We start from the raw sequence: 22,886 nt of genomic DNA on the forward strand, positions 1-22,886 counted from the left end.
GCCCGTTCCCCCGGGCCGGGCCCGGCCCCTACGCCGGTACGTGCACCGTCTCCACCCGGCTCGCCACCAGCCGTTCCCGCTCCCTGCGAGCCGCCTGCTTCCGCAGCCGCAGGATCTGGCCGAGCCCCAGCGCCTGGAGGACGAACACCGCGGAGAAGGCCACGGTGTAGTCGCCGCCCGTGGCGTCCAGCAGCACCCCGACCGCCAGCAGCGTCGTCATGGAGGCGACGAAACCGCCCATGTTGGTGATGCCGGAGGCCGTGCCCTGACGCTCCGGCGGATTCGCCGGGCGCGCGAAGTCGAAGCCGATCATCGAGGCCGGGCCGCAGGCGCCGAGCACCACGCACAGCGTGATCAGCAGCCACATCGGCGCGTGCCGGTCCGGGTAGGCGAGCGTGACCGCCCACAGCATTGCCGTCACGCCGACCGTGCCGAGCACCAGCGGCAGCCGCGCGGCGTGGTGCCGGGCCACGATCTGCCCGTAGACCAGGCCGACGACCATGTTGGACAGGACGACGAGGGTGAGGAGTTCACCGGCCGTCGCCTGCGACAGACCCTGCGCCTGCACGAGGAACGGCAGGCCCCACAGCAGCAGGAACACCATCGCCGGGAACTGCGTGGTGAAGTGCACCCACATGCCGAGGCGCGTGCCCGGCTCCTTCCACGACGCCACGATCTGGCGCCGCACGTAGGCCGCTCCGCGGTGCGGGTACGGCTCCGGCTCGTACCCCTCGGGATGGTCCTCCAGGAAGAGCAGGAGCAGGACGAGCACGACGGCCCCGGCGAGCGTGCTGCCGCCGAACGCCGCCGTCCAGCCCACCCCGTGCAGCAGCCGGGCCAGTACGAGCGTGGAGACCAGGTTGCCCGCCATGCCGACCAGGCCGGCGAGCTGAGCGACCATGGGGCCGCGCCGCGCCGGGAACCAGCGCGTCCCGAGCCGCAGCACGCTGATGAAGGTCATCGCGTCACCGCAGCCGAGCAGCGCCCGCGAGGCGAGCGCCGTGCCGTACGACGGGGAGAACGCGAACCCCAGCTGGCCGGCCGTGAAGAGGACGGCGCCCATGGCCAGCACCTTCTTGGTGCCGAGCCGGTCCACCAGCAGGCCGACCGGTATCTGCATGCCCGCGTACACGAGGAGCTGGAGGATCGAGAAGGTGGACAGGGCGGACGCGTGGACGTGGAAGCGGTCCACGGCGTCGAGTCCGGCCACGCCCAGCGACGTACGGAAGATGACGGCGACGAAGTAGACCGAGACGCCTATGGCCCACACGGCGACGGCGCGCCGGCCGCCCGGTGGATCACCGGGCAGGGAGACGGCGCGGGAACCGGTGGATCGGGAGGTCATCGCACCTCACCCCGGGCCAGGTGGGAGAACCAGCTGACGTGACGGTGGACGATGTCGACGGCCGCCTCGGCGTCGCCGGAGCGCAGCGCCCCGAGGATCGCCTCGTGCTCGTGGAGCGTCTTGGCGATCCGGTCGGGATGCGAGTGCATGACGGCCACGCCCATCCGCAACTGGCGGTCGCGGAGCTGGTCGTACAGACGGGAGAGGATCTCGTTGCCGCCGCTGCGCACGATCTCGGCGTGGAACGCGCGGTCGGTGGCCGCCGCCCCGGCCAGATCGCCGGCGGCGGCCTGCTGCTTCTGCCGTGCGAGCAGGTCCTCCAGACGGGCGATCAGACCGGGCGGCGCGGGCACGGCCTTGCGCGCCGCGTGCTCCTCGACGAGCTGGCGCGTCTCGACGACGTCCGCGATCTCCTGGGCGGAGACGGGCAGGACGAGGGCGCCCTTCTTCGGGTAGAGCCTGATCAGCCCCTCGACCTCCAGCCGCAGCAGTGCCTCGCGCACGGGGGTCCGTGAGACGCCCGCCTCCTCGGCCAGCTCCCCCTCGGTGAGCAGCGTCCCGCCCTCGTAACGGCGCTCCAGGACACCCCTCTTGACGTGGGCGTAGACGCGGTCGGCTGCGGGCGGCTGCTTGGCGGACAGCCTCTCGGACGCGGAGGCGGAAGCGGAGGCCGAGGCGGAAGCAGGGGCAGGGGCAGGGGCGGCGGACGGCGCTGAAGGCATGCGCACATCATAGATACAACACGTACGCATACCGAGAAGCGTCCACCATCCGGACCGGCGCACCCCCCGTCACATTCGTTGCCGCGTCCGTGCATCCATTTGCGCTTCCCGCATGTCTCTTTGAGAGGGCGGGCCAGTCATCCGACCGCCCTCCAGGGGCATGTGGATGCATTCAGTGCATCAGAGACGCAATCGGAGCGTTCAACTTGATTACCGGTATTAAGGGCGTGCGCGTTCGCAGAGCAGCCGCAGCAGCGGTCACCACCGCAGCCGTGCTCACCGCCGGCGTCCTCACCGCGGCACCCGCGCAGGCCGTCACGAAGCCCTCGATCACCGCCAAGGGCGGTTTCGTGATGAACGACGGCACCGGCAAGAGCCTGTTCACCAAGGCAGCGGACACCAAGCTGTCCACCGGCTCCACCACCAAGATCATGACCGCCAAGGTGGTGCTGTCGCAGTCGAACCTGAACCTGGACGCGAAGGTCACGATCCAGAAGGCGTACAGCGACTACGTCGTCGCGAACAACGCCTCCCAGGCCCACCTGATCGTCGGCGACAAGGTCACCGTCCGCCAGCTGCTGTACGGGCTGATGCTGCCCTCCGGCTGCGACGCGGCCTACGCCCTCGCGGACAAGTTCGGTTCCGGCTCGACGCGCGCCGCGCGCGTGAAGTCGTTCATCGGCAAGATGAACAGCGCCGCCAAGAGCCTCAATCTGAAGAACACGCACTTCGACTCGTTCGACGGCATCGGCAACGGCAACAACTACTCGACGCCCCGCGATCTGACGAAGATCGCGAGCAGCGCCATGAAGAACTCGACCTTCCGCGCGGTCGTGAACACGAAGTCCACGAAGCAGAAGGTGACCACCAAGAGCGGCGGCTACCGCTACTACAGCTGGAGCAACACCAACCCGCTGCTCGGCACCTACAGCGGCGCGATCGGTGTGAAGACGGGCTCCGGACCGGAGGCCAAGTACTGCCTGGTCTTCGCCGCGACCCGCAAGGGCAAGACGATCATCGGTACGGTCCTGGCGTCCACGTCGGTGAGCAACCGCACGGCGGACGCGAAGAAGCTGCTGGACTACGGCTTCGCCGTCTGACGTCCCGCCCCGCACGGCAGTGCGAAGGGGCCGGCCGCGGACCTCGGGGTCCGGCGGCCGGCCCCTTCGCCGTACCGGGGCTCCTGAGCGGCTAGGCCCAGGTGATCAGGCGCTTCGGCCGTTCCAGCACGGCCGCCACGTCCGCGAGGACCTTCGAGCCCAGCTCTCCGTCGACCAGGCGGTGGTCGAAGCTGAGCGCCAGAGTGGTGACCTGGCGCGGCTTGACCTTGCCCTTGTGCACCCACGGCTGGAGCTTGATGGCACCGACCGCGAGGATCGCCGACTCGCCCGGGTTGAGGATCGGCGTCCCGGTGTCGACGCCGAACACGCCCACGTTGGTGATGGTGATCGTGCCGCCCTGCATCGCCGCCGGGGACGTCCTGCCCTCACGGGCGGTGGCCACCAGCTCGCCGAGCGCCTCGGCCAGTTGCGGCAGCGTCTTCTCGTGCGCGTCCTTGATGTTCGGCACGATCAGACCGCGCGGGGTCGCGGCCGCGATGCCCAGGTTCACATAGTGCTTGCGGACGATCTCCTGGTTCGCCTCGTCCCAGGACGCGTTGATGTCCGGGTTCCGCTTGACCGCCACCAGCAACGCCTTGGCGATGAGGAGCAGCGGGTTGACGCGCAGACCCTGCAGGTCCTTGTCCTGCTTGAGTTCCTCGACCAGCCGCATCGTGCGGGTCACGTCGACCGTGACGAACTCCGTGACGTGCGGCGCGGTGAACGCCGACCCGGCCACGGCCTGTGCGGTGGCCTTGCGGACCCCCTTGATGGGGACACGGGTCTCGCGTCCGCCGTCGTACGTCACCGCCGGCGCCGGCGCCACGACGGCGGCGGGCGCCTCGGGGGCCGGTGGGGGTGCCACGGCCGCGTGCACGTCCTCACGGGTGATGATCCCGTCCGGACCCGACGGCGTCACCGTCGCCAGATCGACGCCCAGGTCCTTGGCGAGCTTGCGCACCGGCGGCTTCGCGAGCGGGCGCACCTGCCCGCCGTGGCCGTTCAGGTCGCCCTCGGCCGGCGCGGCCGGCGGCGGGGGCTCCTCCACGGGTGCCGGAACCGTCTTGCGCGGGCGGCGCTTCGTGGAGGTCTCCGCGACGCCGTAGCCGACGAGGACCGGCTTGCGGCCCTCCTGCGCGGGCTTCTCCTCGGCCGCGGGCCCCGGGGCCGCGGGCGTCCCGGCGGCCGCGGGCGTCCCGGCGGTCGCGGCCGTCTCCCCGGCGGGGGCAGCCCCTATGACGTCCACCGCGATGATCGGGGTGCCCACGTCCACCGTGGTGCCCTCGGGGAAGTGCAGTTCGCGGACCACCCCGTCGTACGGGATGGGCAGTTCGACGGCCGCCTTCGCCGTCTCCACCTCGCAGACGACCTGCCCGTCGGTGACGGAGTCACCGGGCTGCACGTACCACTTGAGGATCTCGGCCTCGGTCAGTCCCTCGCCCACGTCGGGCATCTTGAACTCACGCACGGACGCCTCAGTCATCGTCGTCACGACCCTCTCCTCAGTACGCCAGGGCGCGGTCGACGGCGTCGAGCACCCGGTCCAGCCCCGGCAGGTACTCCTCCTCCAGCCGCGCCGGCGGGTACGGGGCGTGATAGCCGCCGACCCGCAGCACGGGCGCCTCCAGGTGGTAGAAGCACCGCTCCGTGATTCGGGCGGCGATCTCCGCGCCCGAACCGAAGAACACCGGCGCCTCGTGCACCACGACCAGGCGGCGGGTCTTCTCCACCGACGCCTGGAGGGTGTCGAAGTCGAGCGGGGAGACCGAGCGCAGGTCCAGCACCTCCAGGGACCTGCCCTCCTCCTGGGCGGCGGCCGCGGCCTCCTGGCAGACCTTCACCATCGGACCGTACGCGGCGAGCGTCAGGTCCGTGCCCTCGCGCACCACGCGCGCCTTGTGCAGGGGTCCGGGGATCGCCTCCGGGTCGACCTCGGCCTTGTCCCAGTAGCGCCGCTTCGGCTCGAAGAAGATGACCGGGTCGTCGCTCTGGATCGCCTGCTGCATCATCCAGTAGGCGTCCGACGCGTTCGAGGGAGAGACGATCTTCAGGCCGGCCACATGCGCGAACAGCGCCTCGGGCGACTCGCTGTGGTGCTCGACCGCCCCGATGCCGCCGCCGTAGGGGATACGGACGACGACGGGGAGCTTGACCGTGCCCAGCGAGCGGGCGTGCATCTTCGCCAGCTGCGTGACGATCTGGTCGTACGCCGGGAACACAAAGCCGTCGAACTGGATCTCGACCACCGGGCGGTACCCGCGCAGCGCGAGGCCGATCGCCGTGCCGACGATGCCCGACTCGGCGAGCGGGGTGTCGATGACCCGCTCCTCGCCGAAGTCCTTCTGCAGGCCGTCGGTGACGCGGAAGACGCCGCCGAGCTTGCCCACGTCCTCGCCCATCACCAGGACCTTGGGGTCCGACTCCAGGGCCTTGCGCAGCGACTCGTTGATCGCCTTGGCGAGCGCCATCTTCTCGGCCATGTCACCGTCCCCCTTCTGCCGCGGCGACGCCGCTGTCGGACTCGGTCGCGAACGACGCCTGGTAGGCGGCGAACTGCGCCCGCTCCTCGTCGACGAGCGCGTGCCCGTCCGCGTACACGTTCTCGAAGATCGCGAAGTGGTCCGGGTCCGGCATGGCGCGGACCGCCTCGCGTACCCGCCTTCCCAACGCCTCGCTCTCCGCCTCTAGTTCCGCGAAGAATCCCTCGTCCGCGTGGCCCGAGGCCTCGAGGTAGGCGCGCAGACGGGCGATCGGGTCCTTCGCCTCCCAGGCGGCCCGCTCGTCGTCGTGGCGGTAGCGGGTCGGGTCGTCGGAGGTGGTGTGGGCGCCCATGCGGTACGTGAACGCCTCGACCAGGGTCGGCCCCTCGCCGTTGCGCGCCCGCTCCAGCGCCCACTTGGTGACGGCCAGGCAGGCCAGGACGTCGTTGCCGTCCACGCGCACGCCGGGGAAGCCGAAGCCCTGCGCGCGCTGGTAGAGCGGCACACGGGTCTGCTTCTCGGTGGGCTCGGAGATCGCCCACTGGTTGTTCTGGCAGAAGAAGACGACGGGGGCGTTGTAGACCGCGGCGAAGGTGAAGGACTCCGCGACATCGCCCTGGCTGGAGGCACCGTCGCCGAAGTACGCGATCACGGCCGAGTCGGCACCGTCCTTGGCGACGCCCATGGCGTAGCCGGTGGCGTGCAGCGTCTGCGAGCCGATGACGATCGTGTAGAGGTGGAAGTTGTTGCTGTTCGGGTCCCAGCCGCCGTTGTTCACGCCGCGGAACATGCCGAGCAGATTGGTGGGGTCGACCCCGCGGCACCAGGCGACGCCGTGCTCGCGGTAGGTCGGGAAGACGTAGTCCTCGTCGTCCAGGGCCCGACCGGAGCCGATCTGGGCGGCCTCCTGGCCGAGCAGGGAGGCCCACAGACCCAGCTCGCCCTGGCGCTGCAGGGCGGTGGCCTCGGCGTCGAAGCGGCGGGTCAGCACCATGTCCCGGTACAGACCGCGGAGCTGCTCGGGGGTGATGTCCTCGACATACGGGTCGTACGCGGTGTTCTCGATCCGCAGGCCCTCGGGCGTCAGCAGCTGGACGAGGTCCGGCTGCGATTCCTTCCCGGGCGTCGTGCGGGCGGTGCGCTTGCTGCCGGTGGTGCCGGCCTTTCCGGCGCTGCGTCGCGGCTTGCGCGCGGCAGTGCTCTCCACGGTCACGTGTGCTCCTCCGTCGGTCCGGCCCCCGGGTTCGCCGGGTGCCTGGGGTCCCCTCGGCCCGTTCCGGACCTTGGGGAGCGGCTCGCCTGCAGCTCACGGACGCACAGGGTGGGTGCGACTCGTTCGAGACAGACGTGACAGGTGCCCCGGCGAGCGCCCTGCAGAAGGCACGTTACCCAGTGCTCCACATTTCTGTGAAACCCCTCCTGAGCTGGGATTTTGCTTGGATTTCCAAGTAAATCGAGCAAGTCGGGAACAGGCGCTGGTCACAGCCTTGCAGGGGGCCGGAACAACGGCACGTTATCCCGCTCACCTGGAGCACGGGAAGACGTCATCCGGTGTGGCGCGGCCGACGCGCCGCCGCCCTCACGGACAGCGCGCCACCCGCTACGCGCGGCTGATCACACCGCACGCATCGTGACCGGAACGCACGCTCTGCGACCGGACCGCATGCCCTGTGATCACGTTCGGGAACACCATGTGACCGGTTGCGACTTTCTGTCACAAACCGCAGCTCACAGGGCCGTCTGGTGCCCTACCCTCTGCCGCGTGCCGCGCTCATCCGTACCACCCCCCGTGCATCACGCGCCCCCTGTGGGCGCCCTCCTCCGCCAGTACGCCGCCGGGTCCCCGCTGGCCTGCGAGCCCGTCGAGCAGGGGCTGCTCAACCGCGGCTACCGGCTCCGCACCACGCGCGGCCGCTACTTCCTCAAGCACCACTTCGACCCGGAGACCGCCGCCCCCGCGGCGATCGCCCGCCAGCACCGCGCCACCCGGCGGCTGGCCGACCTCGGCGTCCCGGTGGCGCCGCCGCTGGCCCGCCGCGACGGCCGTACCGTCGCGGTCGTCGGCGGCCACGCGTACGCCCTGTACCCGTGGGTCGACGGACGGCACCGGCACGGCGGCCAGCTCACGACGGAGCAGTGCGGACGGCTGGGGGCGCTCCTGGGGGTGGTGCACGCGAGCCTGGAGCGGGTCATGCCGTGCTCCCGCGCTCGGTCCGCGCCCGGCGCGCACTCCCGGAGCGCCGATCCCGCCGACACCTTCGCGCTCATCGACGCCCTGCTGCGCCGGGTACGCGGGCACCGGCCCGCCGACGCCTTCGACGAACTGGCCCGGCACCGTCTGCTGGAGCGGCGTGCGCTGCTGCGGCGGCACGCGCACCGGCGGCCGCCGCGGGGTGGCCCGGTGGGGTGGGTGCACGGCGACTTCCACCCCTTCAACCTGCTCTACCGGGGGGACACGCCCGCCGCGATCGTCGACTGGGACCGGCTCGGCGTGCAGCCCCGCGCGGAGGAGGCGGTACGGGCCGCGGCGATCTTCTTCGTACGCCCCGTCGGCGCGCTCGACCTCGCGAGGGTACGGTCCTACGCGCGCGCGTACCGCCGTGCCGCGGGCGCCACACCCTCCGAACTCGCCGCCGCCGTCCACCGGGTGTGGTGGGAGCGGCTCAACGACTTCTGGATGCTGCGCTGGCGCTACGAGCGCGGCGACACCCGCGCGGACTCCCAGTTCCCGGCGGCCTCGGCCCTGGCCGTGTGGTGGACGCGCGAGTACGACGCGGTGCGCGAGGCGTTCACCCGCTGAGCCCGGGCGCGGACCCGGCCCCGCAGCCGGGGCGCACCCGCACCGTACGCGCGTGGAGGCCGTTGCGGCGCGGCCCGTGCCGCACCGTCAGGGGAACTGCGGGCCGCCCGTGGTGGCGGGCGCCGACGCCGGGTCGGAGCCGCCGCCCGTGGGCGAGTCCGTCGGCTGGTCCGTGGGGGTCGTCTGCGTCGGCTGGTCGGTCGGCTGGTCCGGCGTCGTGGACGGCTGGGCCGGCGGCTCGCTGTAGCTCTGGGACGGCGTGTACGAGGGCGTGTACTCCGACCCGCCGCCCGTGTCCGCACTGTCACTCGGGGACGACTCGGTGGCCTGGTCCGTCGGCGTCTCGCTGGACTGCGTGTTCTCCTGGGACTTCGTGGGGGTCGGCGACTGCGTGGTGCCCGCGCCTCCGCCCTTCCCCTGGGTGTTGTTGAGCGCCAGCGCCACGCCCGCCGCGATGGCGATGACCGCGAGGACCGCGAGGATCCACAGCCTGCCGCGGCCACTGCCCCGGTTGCCGTGCCCCTCGAAGCCGCCGTCGTCCCCGGAGCCGTAGCCCGCGGGCAGGATCGGCTGCGGGATCTGGGTGGTTCCCGAGGAGCCCGCGGGGTGCGGCAGCACCGTCGTGCCGGCGAAGCCCGCCGCCGGTGTGTGCCGGCCGTCGTGCATCTCCACGGGGCCGGTGTTCCAGGTGCCGGTGTGGCCGCCCTGGTCATACAGCATCTGCAGCGCGTACTGGACCAGCCCGCGCATCTCCTCGGCGGTCTGGAACCGGTCGTCCGGCTCTTTCGCGAGCGAGCGCATCACCAGGCCGTCCAGCTCGGGCGGACACCCGTCCGAGGTCTGGGACGGCGGCGCCGGGATGTCCTGGACGTGCTGGTAGACCACGGACAGCGGTGTCTCGCCCACGAACGGGGGCCGCAGCGCGAGCAGTTCGTACAGCAGACAGCCCGTCGCATACAGGTCGGAGCGGTGGTCGACGGCCTTGCCGAGCGCCTGTTCCGGGGAGAGGTACTGCGGCGTGCCCATGACCATGCCGGTCTGCGTCATCGTGGTGGACGCCCCGTGCAGGGCGCGCGCGATGCCGAAGTCCATCACCTTCACGGCGCCGTTGTCGGTGATGATGACGTTCGCCGGCTTGATGTCGCGGTGCACGATGCCGTGCTGGTGCGAGTAGGCCAGCGCCTCCAGGACACCCGAGACGATGATGAGGGCCTGCTCGGGTCCGGGCGCCTCGGCGTTGATCAGCAGATCGCGGATCGTACGGCCCTCGACCAGCTCCATCACGATGTACGGCACCGACTGGCCGCCCACATGGTCCTCGCCCGAGTCGTACACGGCGACGATCGCATGGTGGTTGAGCCCGGCCACCGACTGCGCCTCGCGCGTGAACCGGGCCTTGGAGACCGGGTCCTCGGCGAGGTCGGACCGCAGCAGCTTGACCGCGACCGTCCGGCCCAGGCGCACGTCCTCGGCGGCGAACACCTCGGCCATGCCGCCCCGGCCGAGTCTGCGGGTCAGCCGGTACCGGCCGTCCCCGACAAGTCCGCCGTTGCCCCACGTCTCCGGCGCGTCCGACATCCCGCCGCCAGTCGCCTCGGGGTCGGACGGGCCCTGGGCGCGCTGCGTCTGTGCCATCGGTCCTCGCCGTCGTTTCTGCCCGCGGTCCGCGCGGTGGTTGGTACGGTCTCCGACGGACCACGCTACAGGCTTCGCGCGAGGCTCCGTTGCGAGAAGGGGTCGAGACGGACGGGCCATCAAACCCTGTGCTGGGTCCCGCGTGCAAATCCTGTGTACCGGCGGTACGTGCGCTGTAACGCTTCCGCGACGCTTCTTTCGCGTACGGTCACGGAACGGGCACCGCGCTTGACGTGTCACTGTCCTGGGGCAGACTTGGCCGGGAATGGGCCAGTCGATCACGGAACCTCGCTGTCGATCGCCGAAGCCACAGGACATGGATCACGGACCGCGGGAGCACGATCAGCCGCTGCCGCCGCGCCGATGGGGGACGCAGAAGATGAGCCAGGACGGCGCACAGGGCTGGTATGCGGGGCGATCGGTCGCCGGCGGCCGCTACCAGTTGCGCGACTTGCTCGGCGAGGGCGGCATGGCCTCGGTGCATCTCGCGTACGACACGGTGCTCGACCGTCAGGTCGCGATCAAGACACTCCACACCGAGCTGGGCCGTGAACAGGCGTTCCGGGAGCGGTTCCGCCGTGAGGCGCAGTCCGTGGCGAAGCTCACGCACACGAACATCGTCTCGGTCTTCGACACCGGCGAGGACGAGATCGACGGGATGACGACCCCGTACATCGTCATGGAGTACATCGAGGGCAAGCCGCTCGGCTCCGTCCTCGACGCGGACATCCGGCAGTACGGCGCGATGCCGGCGGACAAGGCGCTGAAGGTCACCGCGGACGTGCTGGCGGCCCTGGAGATCAGCCATGAAATGGGCCTGGTCCACCGGGACATCAAGCCGGGCAATGTGATGGTGACGAAGCGGAACGTCGTCAAGGTGATGGACTTCGGCATCGCCCGCGCCATGCAGTCCGGCGTCACCTCGATGACCCAGACGGGCATGGTGGTCGGCACACCGCAGTACCTGTCGCCCGAGCAGGCCCTCGGCCGAGGGGTGGACGCGCGCTCCGACCTGTACTCGGTCGGCATCATGCTCTTCCAACTCGTCACCGGACGGCTGCCGTTCGAGGCGGACTCGCCGCTGGCGATCGCATACGCACACGTGCAGGAGGAGCCGGTCGCCCCCTCCTCGATCAACCGTTCGCTGCCGCCCGCGGTGGACGCGCTCGTCGCCCGCGCGCTGAAGAAGAACCCGAACGAGCGGTTCCCGAGCGCCGAGGCGATGCGCGACGAGTGCCTGCGCGTGGCGGCGTCCTTCACGGCCGCCACACCGAGCATCGTGCCGGGAGCGCAGACGTCGAGCGGCGCCGGGGTGAGCTCCGCGGTCTTCCCGCCCGTCGACCAGTCGGTGTCGGCCCCGCCCGGGCCCGTGCAGACGCCCTACCAGCCCGGCCCGTACGGCAGCCCGACGCCCGTGCCGCCCCAGTCACCCGCGTACGGCTACCCGCAGCAGGGCGGCTACCCGACGCCGCAGCCGACCGCCGCGTACGCCCCCCAGCAGTCCGCGGCGACCCCGCCGCCGTACAACATCACCCCGCAGTCCCCAGTCCCGGCGACCGGCGGCTCGGGCGGGAAGAACAACCGCGCCGTGATCATCGGTTCGATCGTGGTCGCGCTGGCCGCGATCGGCGGCCTGATCACCGCGCTGTCGCTGAACGGCAACGGCGGCGGCTCCGGGGGCGGCGGCAGCAGCCCCAGCGCCTCCGCCTCGGCGGTCGCGGGTCACAAGGGCCCGGACACCACGAAGACCATCGAGACGACGAAGTGCACGGAGCCGGACGAGTCGTACAACGACCCGAAGAAGATCCGGGTCCCGGACTTCACCTACAAGTACCTCGGCTCGGTGAAGAGCTGCTTCCAGGCGGCGGGATGGCAGATGAAGGTCACCCCCGTCGACGAGAACACCTGGGGCCAGGACATGATCACGGACCAGTTCCCGTCGGCCGGTACGGACGTCGACCCGAAGAACATGCCGGAGATCGAACTCAAGGTGTCGACCGGCAACCCCTCCTGAGCCGCCCCTGATCCCACGTTGCGCGGGGCCCGGCACCTCGGTGGTGCCGGGCCCCGCGCATGACCGGCCGGGCTCTACGGGTACGGGCCGCCCGCTACAGGTACGGGCCGCCCGCTACAGGTACGGGCCGCCCGTGCGGCCGCCCGCGCGGCGGTCCTCCTCGCCCTCGGGCACCCCGACGCCGGGCGGGAGGGCGCGGCGCATCTGCTCCAGCTGGGCCCGCGCCGCCATCTGCTGGGCGAACAGGGTGGTCTGGATCCCGTGGAAGAGTCCCTCCAGCCAGCCCACCAACTGGGCCTGGGCGATGCGGAGTTCCGCGTCGCTCGGGATCGTCTCGTCGGTGAAGGGCAGGGAGATCCGCTCAAGCTCCTCGACGAGTTCGGGGGCGAGGCCGTCCTCCAGCTCCTTCACCGAGCTGGCGTGGATCTCCTTCAGGCGCTGACGGCTCGCCTCGTCGAGAGGAGCGGCACGCACCTCCTCCAGCAACTGCTTGATCATGCTGCCGATGCGCATGACCTTCGCGGGCTGCTCCACCTGCTCCGTCACCGGGACCTCGCGGGAGTCGTCATCTCCGGTGCCGCCGAGAGCCATCCCGTCCTGGCCCACGACCAGGATCTTCTGGGGGTTCTCCGACGACCTTTCGTTCCTCGGCATCTCCATGGCGTCATTGTCTCGCACCCGGGTACCGCATCACCCGGACGCCCCCCACCGGAAGCGCTCCACGGGTGTCCGCCGCCCTCAGGCGGGCTGCGGAGGGGGTTGCGCCGCCGCTGTCCCGGCGAGGCGCTGCAGTCTCACCACGCAGTGGTCGAGCCAGAGAAGCTCGGCCTCGGTGTGCAGCACCAGCTGTTCCAGGACGAGCAGCCGGGCGACCTCGTCCTGGTGGGCGGGCGGCTCGGCGAGGGCCTCGCAGCGCAGCCGGGTGTACTCCCGCAGCGCCTCCCTCAGATGCCGGCGCTGTACGTCGACCACGGCCCGTACGTCGACCCCGGACGCCCCGAAGGCCATGGACAGCTTGATCACCAGCTCGTCGCGCGGCGGCCCCGTGCGTTCCACCGGACGGGCGTACCAGTCGCGCACCTCGCCCCGCCCGGCGTCGCTGATCGCGTACACCACGCGCCCCTTCGGATCCCGGCCCTGCTGGACGACCAGCCCGTCGCGCTCCAGTCGTGCCAAAGCCGTGCAGACCTGCCCGGCCTCCAGTCTCCACACCGCTCCGGTCCGCGCCTCCAGCTCGGCGCGCAGCCTGGCGCCATGGCGGGGACCCCGCTCCAGCAGCGCCAGCAGACCGTGGCGTATCGACATGCCGGTATCTGTAGCGGGTCGGGCGGGGGAGTGCCAGCCGGGGCCGCCGACGTGGCGGCGCGGTCGCGCGGGGCCGGCGGCCGAGATGCCGGGCGCCGCAGTCCGTGTGACGCTTGTGCCGTTGATCTTGCCGCCCGATCACCGGAGGGGGTCACGCGCTTGACGCCATGGCTCCGCACACCGACCACGGCCCGCACGCTCCGTGCGGCCGTCCTGCCACCGGTCCTCACGACGACGGCCGTCTTCGGCGCGTTCGGCATATCCACCGCGTACGGGACCGGGCCCGGTCCCGTGCTCCGGCCCGCCTCGTACGCCGTCGCCTCCACGGACACCGCCCCGTCCGGCCAATACCCTCCGTCCGGCCGGCCCGCCCAGACCCGTCACGCCGCTCAGCCGGCCGACGCCCCACGGCCCCCGTACGCGGCTGGTCCACTCACCGGCCCCATCGCCGGTCCCGTCGCCGGTCCACTCACCGGTCCCATCGCCGGTCCCGTCGCCGGTCCACTCACCGGCCCCGTCCGTCACGCGGCCGCACCGCGAACGGACATCACCCGGGTCGCGCACGAGCCGAAACACCGCACCGCACCCCCGGCCCCTTCGCCCGGCTCCCGGCACGCTACGCCCGCCAGGGCACCGTCCGGTGACCCCGGGCACCGGGACCCCGCCCGGCACCCGCGGATATCCCACCCGGAGCACGCCGCGTCCGGCTCCCCCAGACATCGCTCCGCCCGGGAGCGCTCCGCCGCCCGCCCGTCCGCCACCCGGCCCTCCGTCGGCCCCTCCAGCGCGGGAAGCCGGGCCGGAGAGGGACGGGTGCGGCCCGGGAGACCGGACCCCGAACCCGAGAACGCGGAGGACGAGCCGGCGTACACCGACGAGGATCCGACGATCCCGGACCGGACGCCGGAACCGACGGACCGCGGCACCGGGGCACCTGATCCGGGCATCGACCCCTCCACCGGTCCGGCCGGCCTCGCGGCGACCTCCCCGGCCCCCCGCCCGCATTCCGCCGGCCCCGCCCGGCAGGCCGCCGCCTCTCAACCCGTGGTGGAGACACTGCCCCTCGGCAGCGGCCTGATCCTCGTCGGTCTCGGCCTCGCGATCGCGCTTCTCGCCCTGCGGCTGCGCCGGGAGTAGCCGAAGCCCCCGACGGGGCACCGACTCGGCAGCGGCACGCTCAGGGCACCACCAGCAGCACCTTCCCGATGTGCCCGCTCTCGTCCAGCACCCGGTGGGCCGTGGCCGCGTCACTCATCGGCAGTTCGCGGTCGACGACCGGGCGGACATGCCCGGAGCCGATCAACGGCCACACGTGTTCCCGCACCGCCGCCACGATCGACGCCTTCTCACCCAGCGGCCGCGCCCGCAGCGAGGTCGCGGTGATCGCCGCCTGCTTCCGCAGCAGCGTGTTGATGTTCAGCTCGCCCTTCACCCCGCCCTGCAGGCCGATGATCGCGAGCCGGCCGTTCACCGCGAGCGCCCGCACATTGCGGTCCAGGTACTTCGCGCCCATGTTGTCGAGGATGACGTCCGCGCCCGCCCCCGCCGTGGCCTGCCGGATCTCCTCCACGAAGTCCTGCTCGCGGTAGTTGATCAGCACGTCCGCGCCCAGTTCGGCGCAGTGGTCCAGCTTCTCCTTGCTGCCGGCCGTGACCGCGACCTTCGCGCCCACCGCCTTGGCCAGCTGGATCGCCATCGTGCCGATGCCGCTGGACCCGCCGTGCACGAGCAGCGTCTCACCCGGCCGCAGGTGGGCGACCATGAACACGTTCGACCAGACCGTGCAGGTCACCTCGGGCAGCGCCGCCGCCTGCCGCACATCGATGCCCTCGGGCACGGGCAGCAGCTGCCCGGCCGGGACGGCGACCTTCTCCGCGTACCCGCCGCCCGCCAGCAGCGCGCACACCTCGTCGCCGACGGCCCATCCCGAGACGCCGGGGCCGAGCGCGGCGATCCGCCCGGAGCATTCGAGCCCGGGGTACGGGGACGCACCGGGCGGCGGGCTGTAGAGGCCCTGCCGCTGGAGGAGGTCGGCGCGGTTGACGGCACTGGCCACCACGTCGACCAGCACCTCGCCCTCGGCGGGTAGGGGATCGGGGACCTCGGCCCACACCAACGCCTCGGGTCCGCCCGGTTCAGGGATGCTGATCGCATGCATGGGACCGACGCTACCGGTCCTCTGGGCTGAGCAGGAGTGAGCCCCGTCAGCCGCACACCCCGGTCGCTGCCGTCTCAGTCCCGTGGCAGCGGTCGGGTCTGCGGCGCCACCTGTGTGCCCGGCGAGGCCCGCACGATCGTGCACGGAGAGGCCGAGGAGCCGTCCGGCGGCACTGGCACTGGTGATCACCACGTCGGCGCCGGACTGCCGCAGCAGCGGAGCGTTCTCCTCGTCCCGCACCGCCGCCACGATCTTCGCCGCGCGGTTGAGCCGGCGGGCGGTCAGCGTGACGAGAACGGCCGTGTCGTCCCGCTGCGTGGCGATGATCTGCCGTGGAAGCCTCACCCGGTGACTGACGAGATGTTCGTCCGGCCGGCGGGCGATCACGTCCCGGCCCGGAAGTTTCACGTGAAACACTCCCCGTCCTTGCTCACCCGGCCCGGCTAGCCTGCCACCCCCCAGGGAAGGTCCAGGAGTTCCAGCTCCTGACCGGAGTGGGCACCCCCCGGCGGTACCACAGCGAGGGCATCGGCGGCGGCGATGCCCCGCAGCATGGCGGGCCCGTTGTAGTGCAACGGCACGACGCTGTCGGCCCCCACGACGACGGGGATGAGCCGGGTGTCGTGCGGGTGACCGTGGGCGGAGCCCTCCAGGGGCAGCGCATACGGCTCCGGCGCCGCCCGGCCCGCGAGGACGCGCAGCAGCGGTTCGGCGAGCGTGAGCAGCCCGGAGACGGCCGCGAGGGGGTTGCCGGGCAGTCCGACGAGGTACTGGTCCTCGCGGGTGCGGGCGAGGAGCATGGGGTGGCCCGGGCGCACCTTCACGCCGTCGACCAGCAGTTCAGCGCCGACGCGGCGCAGGACGGGGTGGACGTGGTCCACGGGCCCCGAGGCCGTGCCGCCGGTGGTGACGATCAGGTCGGCGTCGGACGTCCTCACCGCGTCGAACAGCGCCTCGGCGTCGTCGCCGAGCCTGCGCACGGACACCACCTCCGCCCCGAGCGCGTGCAGCCACGGCGGCAGCATCGGGCCGAGGGCGTCCCGGATCAGCCCGTCCTTGGGCAGACCCTCGGTGAGCAGCTCGTCCCCGAGGACGAGGACGTCGACGCGGGGGCGGGGCACCACGCGCAGGGTGTCGTACCCGGCGGCCGCGGCGAGCCCGAGCACCGCCGGGGAGACCCGGACGCCCGGGGGCAGCAACTGGTCGCCGGCGTGGCACTCCTGGCCCCGTGGCCGGATGTCCTGCCCGGGGACGACGGCGGAGGTTCCCCCTGCTCGGGCGGAGCCGGGAGCCTGGGGGACGGTGGCGTGCAGCCGCCCCTTGTCGTCGATGCGTCCGTGTTCGCTGCGCAGGACGGCGGTGGTGTCCGCGGGGACGCGGGCACCGGTGGCGATCCGCACGGCGGCGCCGTCGGTGAGTGCCGTCGGCTCCGCCTGCCCGGCGAGGATGCCCTCCTCCCGCACGTCCCAGGGTCCGGGGCCGGCGACCGCCCAGCCGTCCATGGCCGAGGAGTCGAAGGACGGGAGATCGGTGAGGGCGGTGAGCGGTGCGGCCAGCACCAGGCCGAGGGCGGCCTCGGGCGGAACGTCCACCGGCTCCCGACGTGGTGCGGAGAGCGCGGCGCGTTCGGCGATCGCGCGGGCGTCGGGCCAGGGGGTCCCCCGGTGACGGGCGTGGTGGCCCGAGCCGGTCGGGGCGGAGGCAGCCGAAGGGGAAGGACCGGCGTCCGCCGGGCGGTGGTCCCGCACCAGGGCCAGGGCCTCTTCCAGGTCCAGATCGTGCCGGCCCGCGTCGTCCCGGTCCACGTCGTCCCGGCCCACGTCGTGGCGGTCCACGTCGTGCCGTTCGGCGCCGTGCGGGTCCCCGGGTCCGCGGGCGGGCCGGGTCTCCCGCGGACCGTCGCACCGACCGCTGTCATCGGCCACGCCCGGTGCCTCCTCCCCGTCCCGGTACTCGGTGTCCAGGCGTCCCCGGACGCCCCACCCGGTCATCCGGCGTCCGGCTCGGCCGGGGCGGCGTCCTCGTCCGCCCAGCGCAGGGCCAGCGCGGCCGCCTTGCGGGCGGCCTCGGCGACCGCCTCCGGCCCGCCCTCGGCCCGCGCGGCGGCGTAGCCGACGAGGAACGTCGTCAGCGGGGCCGCGGGACGGGCGACCCCGTGCGCGGCGTCGCGAGCGAGGTCGAGGAGGACGCCGGTGTCGACGTCGAGATCGATGCCCAGCTCGTCCTTGACTGCGGAAATCCATTCATCCAACACGTACCCATGCTCCCTGATGCGTGATCGGGCGGTGGCGATGTCGTCCCAGGTGTCGCAGTCGAATGACGCGACGGGATCGGAGATACGGGTGAGGCCGAGCCCCGCGAGCAGGCGGCGCAGCGGAAGACCGGTGAGCCCGGCGTGCTCGCTGGACAGCCGCTCCAGCTCACGGCGCAGCGGCGCGCTGCGGTAGGCGGCGACGAGAGGCTGGTCGCGGCCCTCGGTGTCGGTGAGCACCACGCCGTCGGAGCCGCTCGCCAGGAGGGCGCCCAGCAGCCGGCGCACCGTTCCCTCCTCCAGAAACGGCAGATCGGCGGAGAGCACGACGACGTACGCCGCCGTGGTCCGCCTCAGGCCCGCGTCGAGCGCGGCGACCGGTCCCGCGCCGGAAGGCTCCTCGCGGGCCCAGGTCACGGGGCGCGCGAGGGGCCGGGGATCGGCCACGACGACCGTGCCGGCCGCGCCCGCGCAAGCCGTCAGCACGCGGTCGAGCAGCGCCCGCCCACCCACGCGCACGCCAGGCTTGTCGGCCCCGCCGAGCCGCCGGGCGGCACCGCCGGCCAGCACGACGGCGTCGTACCGGTCGGTGCGGGGGTCGCCGAGCGACTTGTACGCGGTCATGCACCCGAGTATGAGCGCCGCGCGGATCATTGCCACCCCCGGGGGCGCGGCGGCGGCGTGGGCTTCCTCACCGTCTCGCCGGGCCCCCCGCCGCGGCCCCGGTCACAGCGTGCGCAGGAGCACCGCCGGTTGTTCCACGCAGTCCGCCACGTACCGCAGGAACCCGCCCGCCGTGCCGCCGTCGCACACCCGGTGGTCGAAGGTGAGCGAGAGCTGCACGACCTGCCTGACGGCCAGCTCGCCCTCGTGCACCCAGGGCCTGGGAACGATGCGCCCGACGCCGAGCATGGCCGCCTCGGGGTGGTTGATGATCGGTGTGGAACCGTCGACGCCGAACACCCCGTAGTTGTTGAGCGTGAAGGTGCCACCGGTGAGCTCCCCCGGGGTGAGGGTCCCGGCGCGCGCCGCCTCGGTCAGCCGCGCGAACTCAGCGGTCAGGGACTCGGCGTCCCGGGCGTGCGCGTCCCGTACGACGGGCACGACGAGTCCCCGCTCGGTCTGCGCGGCGAACCCGAGGTGCACCCGGTCCAGCCGGACGATCTCCCTGGCCTCCACGTCGACGGTGGAGTTGAGCTCCGGGAAACGGGCGAGCGCTGCGGTGCAGATGCGGGCCAGCAGCGCGAGCAGGGAGACCTTGGGCCCTCCGGTCGCGTTCATCGCCGCCCGCGCGCGCATGAGCTCCGTCGCGTCGGCGTCCACCCAGCAGGTCGCGTCCGGGATCTCCCGCCGGCTGCGGGAGAGCTTGTCGGCGACCGCGCCGCGGACGCCCCTGAGGGGGATGCGGGTAGCCCCGGTGACCGCCCCGGGCGCCTGGGAGGCCGCTTCGGCGGTGACCGCCCCGCTCCCCCGGGAGACCGCTGCCGCCGCGGCCTCCGGTGTCCCCGCCGTGCCCGTGCGGGCGGCCGTGGCCCTCAGCACGTCCTCCACGTCCGCCCTCATGATCAGCCCGTCGGGCCCGGAACCCGCCAGCTGACGCAGGTCCACGCCATGGTCGCGGGCAAGCCTGCGGACCAGCGGGGAGATCACCGGAATCGGGCCGTCGGAGCGCTCCGGGGCGGCCTCACGGTGCGTGCGGACCAGGGCGGCGGCCGCCGTCGCCCCGGTGGCCTCCGCGGCCGGCGACGTCCCGGGCCCGGACCCGGGCACTGCCTCTCGCGGCGGCCCGTCCGCGGGCCGCGCGCCGTGCCGGGGCGGCCGCACCCGCCGGCGCCGGGCGGGGGCCGCCGATGTGCCGTACCCGACCAGGACGTTCCCGGAGGACTCCTCCGCCGCCTCCGTGGGGGCTCCGACGGCCACCGTCAACAACGGCGCCCCCACGGGAAGTTCCGTGCCCTCCTCGCCGAAGCGGGCCGTGACCACGCCGCCGTAGGGGCACGGCACCTCGACCATCGCCTTGGCGGTCTCCACCTCGACGACCGGCTGATCGACGGTGACGACGTCCCCGACCTGCACCAGCCAGCGGACGATCTCCGCCTCGGTGAGGCCCTCCCCGAGGTCGGGCAGCCTGAACTCCAGGACCTGGGCCATCAGCTCTCCGCCTCCCACTGCAGGCGCCCCACGGCGTCCAGGATCCGGTCGACGCCCGGCAGATGGTGCCGCTCCAGCATCGGCGGCGGGTACGGGATGTCGAATCCGGCCACCCGCAGTACCGGAGCCTCCAGATGGTGGAAGCAGCGCTCCGTGACCCGGGCGGCGATCTCCCCGCCGGGACCGCCGAAGCCGGTCGACTCGTGCACCACCACGGCCCGGCCCGTGCGACGCACGGATGCCGTCACCGTCTCGTCGTCGAAGGGCACCAGTGTGCGCAGATCGACGACCTCGAGGTCCCAGCCCTCGGCACGGGCCGCCTCGGCCGCCTCCAGGCAGACGGACACCGAGGGGCCGTAGGTGATGAGCGTGGCGCTGCGCCCCGTGCGCCGCACCACGGCCCGGCCGATCGGCTCCACGGCCGCGGGCTCCTCGGGGTTCCAGGAGTCCTTCGACCAGTACAGCCGCTTGGGCTCGAGGAAGACGACCGGGTCGTCGGAGGCGATGGAGGCGCGCAGCAGTCCGTACGCGTCGGCGACCGTGGCGGGCGTGACGACATGGAGGCCCGGAGTCGCCATGTAGTACGCCTCGGAGGAGTCGCTGTGGTGCTCGACACCGCCGATGCCTCCCCCGTAGGGGACACGGATCGTCAGGGGCAGCGGCATCGCGCCGCGCGTGCGGTTGCGCATGCGGGAGACATGGCTGACCAGTTGCTCGAACGCCGGGTACGCGAACGCGTCGAACTGCATCTCCACGACCGGCCGAAGCCCGTACATCGCCATGCCGACGGCCGTGCCGAGGATTCCCGCCTCGGCGAGCGGTGTGTCGGTGCAGCGGTCCTCGCCGAACTCCTCGGCGAGTCCGTCGGTGACCCGGAAGACGCCGCCGAGCGTGCCCACGTCCTCCCCCATGACATGCACGGACGGGTCGGCGGCCATGGCATCGCGCAACGCGCGCGTGAGGGCCTGCGCCATGGTGGCCGGCTTGAGGGCAACGGTCGTCATCGCCCGGCTCCTTCCGCTCCGGCGGCCTCGGCCTGCAGCTCGGCCCGCAGCTGTGCTTCCTGTTCGAGCAGTTGGGTGGTGGGCCGGGCGTACACATGGGCGAAGAGGTCCATGGGGTCGAGCGCCGGGTCCTGGTTCATCCGCGCCCGCAGGTCCGCCGCCATCGCCTCGGCGTCCTCGCGCGCGGCCCGTATCCCGTCGTCGTCGAGCAGGCCGCGGTCCGTCAGCTCCCGCTCCAGCAGCCCGACCGGATCGTGGGCGCGCCATGCCTCGACCTCGGCGTCGGTGCGGTAGCGGGTCGCGTCGTCGGCGTTGGTGTGGGCGTCGAGCCGGTAGGTCACGGCCTCGATGAGGGTGGGGCCGCCGCCCGCGCGGGCGTGGCGCACGGCGTCGCCGAGGACCTCGTGCACGGCGGCCGCGTCGTTGCCGTCGACCAGGCGGCCCGGCATGCCGTAGCCGACGGCCTTGTGGGCCAGGGTGGGCGCCGCGGTCTGCTTGGCGAGCGGCACGGAGATCGCGAAGCCGTTGTTCTGGACGAGGAAGACGACCGGCGCCTGCCAGACCGCGGCGAAGTTCAGGGCCTCGTGGAAGTCGCCCTCGCTGGTGCCGCCGTCGCCGACCATCGCGAGCGCGACCACGTCGTCGCCCTTCAGACGCGCCGCGTGCGCGAGGCCCACGGCGTGCGGGAGCTGGGTGGCGAGCGGGGTGGACAGGGGCGCCACCCGGTGCGCGTACGGGTCGTATCCGGTGTGCCAGTCGCCGCGCAGCAGGGTCAGGGCCTGGACGGGGTCGACACCGCGGGTGACGACCGCGAGCGTGTCGCGGTAGCTGGGGAAGAGCCAGTCGCGTTCCTCCAGGACGAGCGCGGCGGCGACCTCGCAGGCCTCCTGCCCGGTGCTGGAGGGGTAGACGGCCAGGCGGCCCTGCTTGGTGAGGGCCGTTGCCTGCGCGTTGTACCGGCGGCCGCGCACCAGCTGCGTGTACAGCCGGCGCAGCAGCTCCGGGTCGGCCTTGGCGGCCGCCTCGGTGCCGAGGACGCGGTACGGCTGTGCGTCGGGCAGCAGCGGAGCGGGATCGGTACGGGGCTGCCAGGCGGGCGGCGGGGTCGGCTGGTAGGCGCCCCGCTGCTCCATGACCGTCATGACGGCACCTCCTCGTGGGAGCGGCTTCAGGCGCGTCACGGGTGTGATGCGCCTCACCAACCGATTGTTCGGTCGCCGGCACATTTTGGCTACAGGCGGCTCCAGGCTGTGGACAAACGGTTCTCCACAGCCTGAGATGTACGCAGTACGTCCATGGTAGGAAGGCGGGGGCGCATGGCACCTGAACAAATGGCCGAGCCATCGGAGCACGGTCCCTCGCTGCCGCCCCCGCGCACCCTCGACGCCATCGACCGGGACATCCTGCAGATACTCCAAGCGGATGGCCGCGCCTCGATACGCTCGGTCTCGGAGCGCGTCCACGTCTCGCGCGCCAACGCCTACGCGCGGATCAACCGGCTCATCGAGGACGGTGTGATCCGCGGCTTCGGAGCCCGGGTGAACCATGAACGCGCCGGTCAGGGGACCTCGGCGTACATCACCCTGAAAATCGTGCAGAACTCCTGGCGCGCGGTCCGCGAGCAACTGCGCCTGCTCCCGGGCGCCTCCCACATCGCGCTGGTCGGCGGGGACTTCGACGTGCTGCTGCTGGTGCACACGCCCGACAACAGGGCGCTGCGCGAGCTGGTCCTCACCCGGCTCCAGGCGATCCCCGAGGTGCTCAGCACCCGCACCCTGCTGGTGTTCGAGGAGGAGGACCTGGAGCCGGAGGGCTGACCTGGGCGGTCCGGACCGGGAGGACCGGTCTCGGTGGTCCGGCGCGGGCCGGTCTCAAGGGTCCGGTCCGGCGCGGGCCGGATCAGGGTCCGTCGCGGGCCGGA

General features: G+C 72.6%; 19 protein-coding genes and 1 pseudogene. 5 read left to right on the forward strand and 15 right to left on the reverse strand.

Translation table 11 applies throughout. The annotated features are described in order from the left end of the window. Positions 1-28: 28 nt before the first annotated feature. Both ACZ79I_RS19600 and ACZ79I_RS19605 read right to left on the reverse strand, forming a co-directional pair. The gene (locus ACZ79I_RS19600; protein WP_471498805.1) at positions 29-1,345 is read right to left on the reverse strand and encodes an MFS transporter; all 1,317 of its coding nucleotides are present in this window, start codon (positions 1,343-1,345) and stop codon (positions 29-31) included. Then, complete coding sequence (locus tag ACZ79I_RS19605) at positions 1,342-2,067, reverse strand: GntR family transcriptional regulator (protein ID WP_471498806.1); 726 nt, start codon at positions 2,065-2,067, stop codon at positions 1,342-1,344. The genes ACZ79I_RS19600 and ACZ79I_RS19605 overlap by 4 nt, the downstream gene beginning before the upstream one ends. Positions 2,068-2,294: 227 nt before the next feature. Here ACZ79I_RS19605 and ACZ79I_RS19610 point away from each other — a divergent pair, with 227 nt between their 5' ends. Further along, entirely contained in the window at positions 2,295-3,167 is an 873-nt protein-coding gene (locus tag ACZ79I_RS19610) for a D-alanyl-D-alanine carboxypeptidase family protein (protein WP_471498807.1), read from the forward strand. A 91-nt stretch (positions 3,168-3,258) separates the two neighbouring features. Here the strand turns inward: ACZ79I_RS19610 and ACZ79I_RS19615 are convergent, their stop codons facing one another. The 3 genes from ACZ79I_RS19615 to pdhA (ACZ79I_RS19625) are packed head-to-tail and all read right to left on the reverse strand — an operon-like array spanning position 3,259 to position 6,860. Next, entirely contained in the window at positions 3,259-4,659 is a 1,401-nt protein-coding gene (locus ACZ79I_RS19615) for a dihydrolipoamide acetyltransferase family protein (protein WP_471498808.1), read from the reverse strand. A gap of 10 nt (positions 4,660-4,669) precedes the next feature. After that, entirely contained in the window at positions 4,670-5,647 is a 978-nt protein-coding gene (locus ACZ79I_RS19620) for an alpha-ketoacid dehydrogenase subunit beta (protein ID WP_471498809.1), read from the reverse strand. Between the two features lies 1 nt (position 5,648). Then, positions 5,649-6,860: a pyruvate dehydrogenase (acetyl-transferring) E1 component subunit alpha gene (pdhA, locus tag ACZ79I_RS19625; RefSeq protein WP_471498810.1), complete on the reverse strand. Its 1,212-nt coding sequence runs from the start codon at positions 6,858-6,860 to the stop codon at positions 5,649-5,651. Positions 6,861-7,436: 576 nt separating this feature from the next. Here pdhA (ACZ79I_RS19625) and ACZ79I_RS19630 point away from each other — a divergent pair. After that, the gene (locus tag ACZ79I_RS19630; protein WP_471505086.1) at positions 7,437-8,447 is read left to right on the forward strand and encodes a phosphotransferase; all 1,011 of its coding nucleotides are present in this window, start codon (positions 7,437-7,439) and stop codon (positions 8,445-8,447) included. Positions 8,448-8,534: 87 nt separating this feature from the next. On the opposite strand, the gene ACZ79I_RS19635 is transcribed toward ACZ79I_RS19630, so the two are convergent. Beyond that, complete coding sequence (locus tag ACZ79I_RS19635; RefSeq protein ID WP_471498811.1) at positions 8,535-10,082, reverse strand: protein kinase domain-containing protein; 1,548 nt, start codon at positions 10,080-10,082, stop codon at positions 8,535-8,537. Positions 10,083-10,461: 379 nt separating this feature from the next. Here ACZ79I_RS19635 and ACZ79I_RS19640 point away from each other — a divergent pair, with 379 nt between their 5' ends. Continuing rightward, positions 10,462-12,096, forward strand: coding sequence for a protein kinase domain-containing protein (locus ACZ79I_RS19640; RefSeq protein WP_471505089.1), 1,635 nt, complete (start codon positions 10,462-10,464; stop codon positions 12,094-12,096). Between the two features lie 114 nt (positions 12,097-12,210). Here ACZ79I_RS19640 and ACZ79I_RS19645 read toward each other — a convergent pair whose 3' ends face one another. Together ACZ79I_RS19645 and ACZ79I_RS19650 are read right to left on the reverse strand one after the other, a co-directional pair. Further along, positions 12,211-12,756 (reverse strand): bacterial proteasome activator family protein, encoded by a 546-nt coding sequence (locus ACZ79I_RS19645; protein WP_381091006.1) that lies wholly within the window; start codon positions 12,754-12,756, stop codon positions 12,211-12,213. A 78-nt stretch (positions 12,757-12,834) separates the two neighbouring features. Then, a complete protein-coding gene (locus tag ACZ79I_RS19650; RefSeq protein WP_471498812.1) occupies positions 12,835-13,401 on the reverse strand; it encodes a PadR family transcriptional regulator in 567 nt (188 codons plus the stop codon). A gap of 813 nt (positions 13,402-14,214) precedes the next feature. Here ACZ79I_RS19650 and ACZ79I_RS19655 point away from each other — a divergent pair. Next, positions 14,215-14,538, forward strand: a complete 324-nt coding sequence (locus ACZ79I_RS19655; protein ID WP_471498813.1) for a hypothetical protein — start codon at positions 14,215-14,217, stop codon at positions 14,536-14,538. 40 nt (positions 14,539-14,578) lie between these two features. Here ACZ79I_RS19655 and ACZ79I_RS19660 read toward each other — a convergent pair whose 3' ends face one another. The 7 genes and pseudogenes from ACZ79I_RS19660 to pdhA (ACZ79I_RS19690) form a co-directional block, all read right to left on the reverse strand. Beyond that, a complete protein-coding gene (locus ACZ79I_RS19660; protein ID WP_471505092.1) occupies positions 14,579-15,559 on the reverse strand; it encodes an NAD(P)H-quinone oxidoreductase in 981 nt (326 codons plus the stop codon). Between the two features lie 141 nt (positions 15,560-15,700). Then, positions 15,701-15,901: pseudogene (locus ACZ79I_RS19665) on the reverse strand (NAD-binding protein); the annotation flags it as partial. A gap of 101 nt (positions 15,902-16,002) precedes the next feature. After that, on the reverse strand, positions 16,003-17,550 hold the full coding sequence (locus ACZ79I_RS19670; protein WP_471498814.1) for a molybdopterin molybdotransferase MoeA: 1,548 nt from the start codon (positions 17,548-17,550) through the stop codon (positions 16,003-16,005). Continuing rightward, the gene (locus ACZ79I_RS19675) at positions 17,547-18,434 is read right to left on the reverse strand and encodes an NTP transferase domain-containing protein (RefSeq protein WP_471498815.1); all 888 of its coding nucleotides are present in this window, start codon (positions 18,432-18,434) and stop codon (positions 17,547-17,549) included. Before ACZ79I_RS19675 ends, ACZ79I_RS19670 begins: the two co-directional genes overlap by 4 nt. A gap of 102 nt (positions 18,435-18,536) precedes the next feature. Next, positions 18,537-19,961: a dihydrolipoamide acetyltransferase family protein gene (locus ACZ79I_RS19680; protein ID WP_471498816.1), complete on the reverse strand. Its 1,425-nt coding sequence runs from the start codon at positions 19,959-19,961 to the stop codon at positions 18,537-18,539. Continuing rightward, positions 19,961-20,965 (reverse strand): alpha-ketoacid dehydrogenase subunit beta, encoded by a 1,005-nt coding sequence (locus ACZ79I_RS19685; RefSeq protein WP_471498817.1) that lies wholly within the window; start codon positions 20,963-20,965, stop codon positions 19,961-19,963. Before ACZ79I_RS19685 ends, ACZ79I_RS19680 begins: the two co-directional genes overlap by 1 nt. Continuing rightward, on the reverse strand, positions 20,962-22,107 hold the full coding sequence (gene pdhA, locus ACZ79I_RS19690; protein ID WP_471498818.1) for a pyruvate dehydrogenase (acetyl-transferring) E1 component subunit alpha: 1,146 nt from the start codon (positions 22,105-22,107) through the stop codon (positions 20,962-20,964). Before pdhA (ACZ79I_RS19690) ends, ACZ79I_RS19685 begins: the two co-directional genes overlap by 4 nt. 189 nt (positions 22,108-22,296) lie before the next feature. Here pdhA (ACZ79I_RS19690) and ACZ79I_RS19695 point away from each other — a divergent pair, with 189 nt between their 5' ends. Next, complete coding sequence (locus ACZ79I_RS19695; RefSeq protein ID WP_471505095.1) at positions 22,297-22,782, forward strand: Lrp/AsnC family transcriptional regulator; 486 nt, start codon at positions 22,297-22,299, stop codon at positions 22,780-22,782. Positions 22,783-22,886: the final 104 nt, after the last annotated feature.

It is taken from the genome of Streptomyces sp. PSU-S4-23, assembly GCF_055632315.1.

Excerpts from the sequence above, each read along its gene's own strand:
- ACZ79I_RS19600 (WP_471498805.1), bottom strand. The coding sequence starts at position 1,345 with ATGACCTCCCGATCCACCGGTTCCCGCGCCGTCTCCCTGCCCGGTGAT.
- ACZ79I_RS19605 (WP_471498806.1), bottom strand. The coding sequence starts at position 2,067 with ATGCCTTCAGCGCCGTCCGCCGCCCCTGCCCCTGCCCCTGCTTCCGCC.
- ACZ79I_RS19620 (WP_471498809.1), bottom strand. The coding sequence starts at position 5,647 with ATGGCCGAGAAGATGGCGCTCGCCAAGGCGATCAACGAGTCGCTGCGC.
- ACZ79I_RS19635 (WP_471498811.1), bottom strand. The coding sequence starts at position 10,082 with ATGGCACAGACGCAGCGCGCCCAGGGCCCGTCCGACCCCGAGGCGACT.
- ACZ79I_RS19640 (WP_471505089.1), top strand. The coding sequence starts at position 10,462 with ATGAGCCAGGACGGCGCACAGGGCTGGTATGCGGGGCGATCGGTCGCC.
- ACZ79I_RS19645 (WP_381091006.1), bottom strand. The coding sequence starts at position 12,756 with ATGGAGATGCCGAGGAACGAAAGGTCGTCGGAGAACCCCCAGAAGATC.
- ACZ79I_RS19650 (WP_471498812.1), bottom strand. The coding sequence starts at position 13,401 with ATGTCGATACGCCACGGTCTGCTGGCGCTGCTGGAGCGGGGTCCCCGC.
- ACZ79I_RS19660 (WP_471505092.1), bottom strand. The coding sequence starts at position 15,559 with ATGCATGCGATCAGCATCCCTGAACCGGGCGGACCCGAGGCGTTGGTG.
- ACZ79I_RS19670 (WP_471498814.1), bottom strand. The coding sequence starts at position 17,550 with ATGACCGGGTGGGGCGTCCGGGGACGCCTGGACACCGAGTACCGGGAC.
- ACZ79I_RS19675 (WP_471498815.1), bottom strand. The coding sequence starts at position 18,434 with ATGACCGCGTACAAGTCGCTCGGCGACCCCCGCACCGACCGGTACGAC.
- ACZ79I_RS19680 (WP_471498816.1), bottom strand. The coding sequence starts at position 19,961 with ATGGCCCAGGTCCTGGAGTTCAGGCTGCCCGACCTCGGGGAGGGCCTC.
- ACZ79I_RS19685 (WP_471498817.1), bottom strand. The coding sequence starts at position 20,965 with ATGACGACCGTTGCCCTCAAGCCGGCCACCATGGCGCAGGCCCTCACG.
- pdhA (WP_471498818.1), bottom strand. The coding sequence starts at position 22,107 with ATGACGGTCATGGAGCAGCGGGGCGCCTACCAGCCGACCCCGCCGCCC.
- ACZ79I_RS19695 (WP_471505095.1), top strand. The coding sequence starts at position 22,297 with ATGGCCGAGCCATCGGAGCACGGTCCCTCGCTGCCGCCCCCGCGCACC.